Source organism: Saccharomonospora iraqiensis subsp. paurometabolica YIM 90007, assembly GCF_000231035.2.
Taxonomy (GTDB): domain Bacteria; phylum Actinomycetota; class Actinomycetes; order Mycobacteriales; family Pseudonocardiaceae; genus Saccharomonospora; species Saccharomonospora paurometabolica.
Window position 1 is genome coordinate 125,588 of record NZ_KI912196.1, and the last position, 7,479, is coordinate 133,066.

Consider the following 7,479-nt stretch of genomic DNA (forward strand, 5'->3'; position numbering starts at 1 on the left):
CCTCGGCACCGGCCTGCTCGGCGACGAGGTGCTCGACCTGCCCGGCGAGGTGACGCCGGTGCTGGCCGCCGGGGTCACGGCGTGCTACGCGGCGGCCCTGTGGCCGCTCAGTCGGCAGGTTCCCCAGCAGGCGGCAGTCGTCGTCGCGCTCGCGGTTACGGCGGGTACGGCGGCGGCGCTGTTACCGGTATCGACCGTCGCGGTCACGGGCCTGGCGGTCTGGGGTGTCGGCACGGCGTGGTTGCTGCTCGGCTGGGGTGGGCTCGTCACCCCCCGCTCCCCCGCGTGGGTGCTCGGGGGTGGCGTCGTGATCGTGGGCTCGCTGCTGACACTCGACACCGCATGGGGAACGGGCGTCACCCTCGGCACGGCGGCGGCGCTCGTCGCCGCCGGAGTGTGGCAACGCGACCTGCTGCTGCTCGCCATCGCGGCGGTCGCGACGTTGCTCGCCGTGCCCGCGACACTGGACCGGTTCTTCCCGGACACGCTCACCGCACCGCTCGCGCTGCTCGCGACCGGCGCCCTGCTCATCGCGGGCGCCCTGTACACGGCACGCCGCGGGCGTCCGGCACCGACCCGGTATTCGCGGCACCCCGCCGCCGACCCGCGACTGGCCACGGGCCTCGCGGCGGGAGTCGTGGTCGCCGTGGCCGCCGCCGTCGTCCTGCTCGGTGTGCGCTGACACCGTCGCCCGCGTCGCAGGGCCCATGCCTCGAACCACGCGCGTCAGAAAGAACCTGCTCGACTCGAGGACTCCGCGTTGCAACCCACCATTCGTACGGACAGACAGCGCAGGGCGATCACTCGGTGCTGTTCCGGGCCGGCCAAAGCTTTGCGGTTTGGAGAGATTCTTCGATGCGCCACCGAGTTCCCGCGACGCGCACCAGCACGGGCAGCGCCACGGGGTCGCGGGCCTAGCAGCGGTCGCCAGACGATCTTGGGAAGTCCACACCGGGGGTGTTGAGGTAGGTGAAGTTCCCGGTAGACGGGTGATTGCTGAGCTCACCTCGTCTGACCAGAAGCTTCAGAGTGCTTGGCTACCACTCGTCGATGCCCGTATCCAAGCGTGCCCTGCGGGTGCTGTCCGACGCGCTTCGTCACCGTTGCGCGCTGGGACCACCACAGTGACTCCCGAATGTTCGAGCCGCAAACGTTTCTTCCAGGCGCAGGCTACATCCCGCGTGATCGGAGAAGTGAGCTCCGGAGTGGAGAACCTGAACAGGGACAATGTCATGATGTATTCGTGTTCCTCGTAAAATCCCACATCGTCTCGCATGAACAGGGCCTCCGCCCATTGCTCCACCTCACCGGACGACAGTTCACCGGCCAGGTAGCCGTCGAGCACCCTCGTGACCGCGAGTGGAGTGATTCGGACCAGCTCCTCGTCTTGGTTGACACCGAGCACCGACAATCTCGCTACCGCCTCGAATACCGACTTCCGCAATTCGATCAGATCGTGAAGTGCCACAGTCCTTGCGAGTGCTTCACTCTGCACAGCCAGCCCCATCGTCGGACATTGAGACAGGAGGTACCACCAAGGTTTCAGTGAGAACCCGTGTGGTTACGGGAGTGTGAGACGAACGGTCCCATTGCCGAGGGACAACGGCAGGGGGACCGGTTCGTCAGCGGAACCGCTGTTGGCCAGCTATTCCCAGCGGAAGGTGCGCGCGGCGATCGCGCTGAACACCACGGTGTAGCCGGCCATGAACGCCAGCTCGACGGTACCGGGGAACGCGCCGCCCCACGAGTCGCGGATCGACTGGAGCGCCGCGCCCATGGGGGTGGCCGTGCCGATGGTGGAGAGCGCGCCCGGCAGGACCTCGACCGGGGTCCAGACCCCGGCCAGGAACAGCAGCGGGAACATCACGGCGAGCCCGATGGCGGTGGCGGACTTGCTGCTCTTGACGACCGCGCCGATGAGCAGGCCCAGTGACAGGACCGTGGTGGTGCTCAGGACGAACGCGAGAACGAAGCCCGCGATGTTGCCGGGGGGAGCGACGTCGAAGGCGAAGCGCGCGAAGACGATGAGAATCGTGACGGCTGCGAGGGCCAGCAGGACGTTCACCAGGATCTGGGCGACCAGGAGCAGCGTGGGGGACGCCGGGGAGGCGGCCAGGCGGCGCAGGACGCCGCGTTCCCGGTAGGTCGCCAGGTAGACCGGCATGACGCTCAGGCCCAGGACGGCCAGGACGACCAGGACGGTGACACCGGGGATGAAGGTGTCGATCACGGCGGCGCCGTCGAAGCCCTCGTAGGGCTCGTTGAAGCCGGGGATGATCCCGAAGATCGTCATCAGGAACAGCGGGAAGGCCAACGTCATGATCGCCGTGGCCGGGTCCCGCAGCATCAGTTTGGTCTCGGTGAAGGTCATCTTGCCGAGAGCACTCATCGGGTGGCCTCCTCGGTGTCGTTGGCGGGAGTGGCTCCGGTCAGGGCGAGGAACGCGTCCTCGAGGCCTGCTTGGTGAACCCGCAGGCCGGTCGGCACGACCTCCATGCGGGCCAGTGCTGTGGTCACCACCTGCAGCAGATCTCCCGTTCCGGTCACGGTCACCAGGTCGGCCTTGCGGTCGACGGCGGTGACATCCGGCAGGGCCAGCAGGTCGGACTCGGCGACCGGCGAGGACGGCGTGAAGGCGACCCGCTGCTCCCCCGCCTGCGTTGCGGTGATGGCAGCGGGGGTGTCGACGGCCGCGACACGGCCGTCGTGGAAGACGGCGAGCCGGTCGCAGAGGCGCTCAGCCTCGTCCATGAAGTGCGTGACCAGCAGGACGGTGACGCCCTTGTCCCGGATGCGCTCCACCAGGTGCCAGGTGTCCCGGCGGGCCTGCGGGTCCAGGCCGGTGGTCAGCTCGTCGAGAATGGCGACCCTCGGGTTGCCGACGAGGGCCAGCGCGATGAACAGCCGCTGTTTCTGCCCGCCGGAGAGCTTACCGAAACGGGAGTCGCGCTTCTCGGCCAGCCCCCACTCCGCCAGCAGCGTCCGCCAGTCCGCCGGGTGCTTGTGGAACGAGCTGTAGAGGTCGAGCGCCTCCCAGACCTTCATGTTGTCGGGCAGCGCGCTTTCCTGTAGCTGTACCCCGAGTTGCGCGCGCAGCTCGGCCGGGTGATTGGCCGGGTCCATACCGAGCACGCTGATCCGCCCGGAGTCGGCCTGCCGCAGGCCCTCCAGGCACTCCACCGTGGTGGTCTTGCCCGCACCGTTGCGGCCGAGAATGCCGAAGATCTCGCCCTCCTCCACGGAGAATGACACATCGTGCAGGGCGGCGTGATCGCCGTACCGCTTGGCCAGGTGCTCCACTTCGATGACCGGCATCGTTCTCGATCCCTCCAGTCTCCGCGATCGTGACTTCAAGGCTAGGGAAGCAAGCACGCGTCCGGCACCCGTGTACGCCCCAAGCCGGGTGGGCCTTCCCCCACCTTCCACCGATCCAGATCTTCAGCTCGGCGTCGAGATCGAAGGTCCCGGCGGTCTCGACGGAGAAGTGCGTGATCCCGCGATACGGGATCGAGTGGTACTCGATCTTGCGTCCGGTCATGCCCTGCTTGTCGACCCTGCTCGTCGTGTCACACCGCCGCCGTGCGGCTCGGTCACGCTACACCCGTTCGTGCGCAGAGGCCCTGTGAAGCACGGACTAGCCCGCCAGCGAGACGCCGTCCACGATGCGGCGCTCAGAAGCACGCAGTGGGGCTTCGTGCAACGCCGGACGGGCACCCGCACCGGTCATCGCCGCGGCGACCTCGGGACGCTGCAACGCGGCCAGCGTCGAGTTGACCGTGATGACCTCGGTCATGGCCGCGTTGACGACGGGATGCCGCAGTGCCAGGGCACCGACCCAGCGAGCGATACGGTCGTCCTCCTCGGTGTAGGTGAGCGCGGCCGGGTCGGCCAGGGCCGTGCGGCAGTCCGGGTAGCGCACGTCCTGCGTCGTGGCGGTGGTCCAGGGTGTCTCGACGACCTCGTCGATGGCGAGCCGCGCCTGCCGGGCCAGGCCGGGTGCGTGGCCGTGCTCGGCCAGAACGCGGGCCAGCGCGTCGGCACTGCGCGCGGCGGAGCTCATTCCCGTTCCGTAGACGGGGTTGAACGCCACCAGTGCGTCACCGAGTACGACGAGGCCCTCCGGCCAGGCACCATCGGGTCCAGAGCGGATTCGACGGTTGGCGGCGCTCCGGGAGGCCCGGGGCGGGGTCAGCGGTTCGGCGGCGCGAATGAGCTGGGCGATCAGCGGGTCGCGCAGGGACTCAGCGTAGTCGGCGAAGCCCTGTTCGTCGACCGGTGGAGTCGCGCCACGGGTGCCGGTCAGGCTGATGATCCAGCGCCCGTCCTCGACGGGGACGAGACTGGCGGAGCGCCCGGGCATTCCGCTGCGGTAGTCGGCGAAGACGTTGACCACCGGGAAACCGGTCCCGGCTCCGGCAGGGGCGGCGAAGACCCGGGTGCTGTAGGCCAGCCCGGAATCGACGACCTCCTCTGTGGGGGCGCGCGCGCCGAGGGCGGTGAGCCAGTGGCTGACGCGGGACGCACGGCCGGTGCAGTCGACGACCAGGTCGGCGTCGACCGCGTCACCATCCACGAGCACCCCGGTGACCCGCTGCTCGCTGCCCACGAGCCCGTCGACCTGGCCGGAGCGGACCGACACGCCGGGCAGGGCGAGGGCGGCCTCGCGGACGGTCCAGTCGGTGAGGTCCCGGGTACAGGTGATCATGAACTCGCTGGCGGGGAATCTGTGCTGCCAACCGTCGGCGGACAGGGTCACCACGTCCTCGGGCACGCCGAGGCGGTGCGCACCGCGGGCGCGGAGCCGGTCGGTGGTGCCGGGCAGCAGTGCGTCCATCGCCCTGGCTCCGCCGGACATCAACACGTGCAGGTGCTGCGCCTGGGGTACGCCGCGGCGCGGCAGCGGCCCGGCCGGGAGGGTGTCGCGCTCGACGACCGTGACCCGGTCGGTGTGCCGGGCCAGGGCCGCGGCGGTCAGTGTCCCGGCGAGGCCGCCGCCGAGGACCACCGCATGGGTGGGATTCATTCGCTCTCCCTCACGACGTGGTCGGCGATCCAGCCTTCCACAGCGCGCGCGGCGTGCTCGCCGTGGTCGCCGACCATGGTGAAGTGGTTGCCCGGAACGTCCACACAGGTGTGCTCGAACGGCCACGAGGTGCGCCAGCTGTCATCGGCCCACTCGCCCAGCGGCTCGGAGGCACGCACCAGCAGCGTGGGCGCGGTGAGCGGCGCCGGTTTCCAGTCCAGGAACCGCTTGTAGTACACCGACGAGGCGGTCAGGCGGCTGTCGTCAACGGGGACGTAGGCCTCCTGTCTGCCGAGCACGCCCTGGACCAGCTCACCCCGCCACTCGATCATCGGCGCGGCGTTGTCCCAGGAGTACAGGTCGAGCAGGACCAGTCCGGCCACCGGGCGGCCCCGGCCCTTCAGGTGCTGGGCCAGGGCGTGCGCGACGATGGCCCCGGCCGAGTGCCCGGCGACGACGATCGGCCCGTCGAGATGCTCCTCCACGGTGGCCGCGAGGAACGCCAGGACGGTGTCGGGGTCGGCCGGGACCAGTTCGCCCCGGACGAATCCGGGCAACGGAAGGGCGACGACCTCACGCACCTCCCGCAGCGCGCTCGCCATCCGGGCGAACTCGTGCGCTCCGGAGATCGGGGACAGGCCCGCCACGCAGACCAGGGTGGGACGCGTGTCGCCTCGGCTGAGACGCACCGGGGGCTGCGGAACGAGCGCGGCGGGGTCCGCGGTGGCGGCGCGGAAGTCCGCGATGTCGTTGACCAGGGGCAGGAAGCCGTCGAGTCTGCCGTCGGCGACGGCGGACTCGTACAGCTCGGTGAGCACGCCGGGGCCCGCGGAGTCGGCGGCCAGGGTGCCGTCGAACTCGGTGCGCAGGCGTTCGGCGAGGTCGACCGGGGTGGGGTGGTTGAACAGCAGGGTGGCGGGCAGTTCGAGGCCGGTCTCGTCGCGCAGCCGGGCGCGCAGGTCCATCGCGGTGAGGGAGTCGAAGCCGGACTCGAGGAACGGCAGGTCCGGCTCGATGTCCTCGGGACCCGAGTGTCCCAGCACCGATGCGGCGTGCGCACGGACGAGGTCGAGCAGCATCGCGGGCCGTTCGGTGGTGGGAAGGGCGGCGAGCCGGTCGCGGAAGCCACGCGCGGTCCCGGCGTCGGTGGTGTCCACAGTGGCCGCGACGGTGCGTAGTTCACGGAAGAACGACGGCGGCCGCAAGGTCGCCCAGGAGTCGACCAGCCGGGTCCAGTCGACGTCCGCGACGACCACGGTCTCCTCCCCCGCTCCGACGGCGGTCGTCATCGCGGAGATGGCCGTGTCGGCGGGCATCGGGCGCAGGCCCCGTTCCAGCAGGATCCGGTCGGACTCGGCGTCGACGGAAGGCCAGGGGCCCCACGCGATCGCGGTGGCGGCGAGTCCGCGCTCGCGCCGCTGCCGAGCCAGTTCCTCCAGGCCCGCACAGGTCAGACCGTGCGCGCCCTGGCCGACGGCGCCCCAGGTGGTGGCGGCCGAGGAGAACAACACGAAGGCGTCGAGCGCGCGATCGCCCAGCGCCCGGTCCAGCTCGCGGGCGGTCGTGACGGCGGCGGGGTCCGGCTTCAGCTCGGTGAGCGGGGCCAGCGCGCCCTCGTCGACGATGTGGATGACCGCGGTGATCTCCCCGTCGCGCTCGGCCTCGGCGAGGGCGTCGGCCACCGGGCCGGGGCCGAGAACGACGGGGGTGGCGCCTTCGGTGGTGAGCCAGCGGATGATGAGCAGCGCTCGTGGGGACGCGTCCTCGGTGACCAGCACCCGTCCCCGGGGTTGCCACGGAGACGCGGCGGCGTGCAGCGGGGCGCGGACGAGCCGGCGTGCCTCGACGCCGCCTCGGGCGATGAGCACCTGGTCCTCGCCGTGGTCGCCGTCGAGGACGCGGACGAGCCGGTCGAGGGCGCTCTCGTCCGGCCTGTCGGGCAGCTGGACCATGCCCGCCCAGGTCTGGGAGGACTCGACCGCGGCGGTGCGGCCGATGGCCCACAGCTCCGGGTCGGGCCCGATAGTGGCCGTCCACACCTGACATTCCGGGTGCGTGGCCACGAAGTGCAGCGTCGCGCCGACCGGATCGTCGCCGAGCGACAGGAACGACAGCACCGGACTCGCACCGCCGGGAGGGACAGCGGTGACGACCTCGGCGCCGAGGCGCCGGGCCGCGGCCACGACCCACGGGTGGTCCTCGCCACGGGCGGGGGCCACGATCAGCCAGGGCCGGTGGTGTCCCGCTGTGCCGGGGTCGGTCGGAGCCCAGATCGGGCGGTAGCGCACGGCGTCCACAGCGGAGTGGCGCTCGCGGCGGGTGCGCCAGGACGACAGGGCGGGCAACACGGAAGCGACGGCGTCGGTGTCGGCACCGATGAGCTCGGCGACCGCGTCCGGGTCGGCGGCACGGACCGCGGCCCACAGGTCGGCGTCGGGTTCGCGGGCGGCCTGCGG

The 7,479-nt window shown here is 71.0% G+C and carries 6 protein-coding genes and 1 pseudogene; 1 reads left to right on the forward strand and 6 read right to left on the reverse strand.

Annotated features, from left to right (window positions below):
- The coding region (locus tag SACPADRAFT_RS31995; RefSeq protein ID WP_007025670.1) for a hypothetical protein at positions 1–682 on the forward strand (682 nt) is incomplete at its 5' end.
- A 342-nt stretch (positions 683–1,024) separates the two neighbouring features.
- Here SACPADRAFT_RS31995 and SACPADRAFT_RS31130 read toward each other — a convergent pair.
- From SACPADRAFT_RS31130 to SACPADRAFT_RS25020, 6 genes and pseudogenes are all read right to left on the reverse strand, one after another.
- The gene (locus SACPADRAFT_RS31130; protein WP_157577019.1) at positions 1,025–1,507 is read right to left on the reverse strand and encodes a hypothetical protein; all 483 of its coding nucleotides are present in this window, start codon (positions 1,505–1,507) and stop codon (positions 1,025–1,027) included.
- A gap of 138 nt (positions 1,508–1,645) precedes the next feature.
- Positions 1,646–2,389, reverse strand: coding sequence for an ABC transporter permease (locus tag SACPADRAFT_RS0202475; protein ID WP_007025669.1), 744 nt, complete (start codon positions 2,387–2,389; stop codon positions 1,646–1,648).
- Positions 2,386–3,315 (reverse strand): ABC transporter ATP-binding protein, encoded by a 930-nt coding sequence (locus SACPADRAFT_RS0202480; RefSeq protein ID WP_007025668.1) that lies wholly within the window; start codon positions 3,313–3,315, stop codon positions 2,386–2,388. Before SACPADRAFT_RS0202480 ends, SACPADRAFT_RS0202475 begins: the two co-directional genes overlap by 4 nt.
- 106 nt (positions 3,316–3,421) lie before the next feature.
- Positions 3,422–3,553 (reverse strand): annotated as a pseudogene (locus tag SACPADRAFT_RS30210) (PH domain-containing protein); the annotation flags it as partial.
- Positions 3,554–3,634: 81 nt separating this feature from the next.
- Positions 3,635–5,023, reverse strand: a complete 1,389-nt coding sequence (locus SACPADRAFT_RS0202485; RefSeq protein WP_007025667.1) for an FAD-dependent oxidoreductase — start codon at positions 5,021–5,023, stop codon at positions 3,635–3,637.
- On the reverse strand, positions 5,020–7,479 hold a 2,460-nt coding region (locus SACPADRAFT_RS25020), incomplete at its 5' end, for an alpha/beta fold hydrolase (RefSeq protein WP_040923822.1). The genes SACPADRAFT_RS0202485 and SACPADRAFT_RS25020, both read right to left, overlap by 4 nt.

What these genes read in the sequence shown, in the direction of transcription:
- SACPADRAFT_RS0202475 (WP_007025669.1), bottom strand. Translation starts at nt 2,389, where the DNA reads ATGAGTGCTCTCGGCAAGATGACCTTCACCGAGACCAAACTGATGCTG.
- SACPADRAFT_RS0202480 (WP_007025668.1), bottom strand. Translation starts at nt 3,315, where the DNA reads ATGCCGGTCATCGAAGTGGAGCACCTGGCCAAGCGGTACGGCGATCAC.
- SACPADRAFT_RS31130 (WP_157577019.1), bottom strand. Translation starts at nt 1,507, where the DNA reads ATGGGGCTGGCTGTGCAGAGTGAAGCACTCGCAAGGACTGTGGCACTT.
- SACPADRAFT_RS0202485 (WP_007025667.1), bottom strand. Translation starts at nt 5,023, where the DNA reads ATGAATCCCACCCATGCGGTGGTCCTCGGCGGCGGCCTCGCCGGGACA.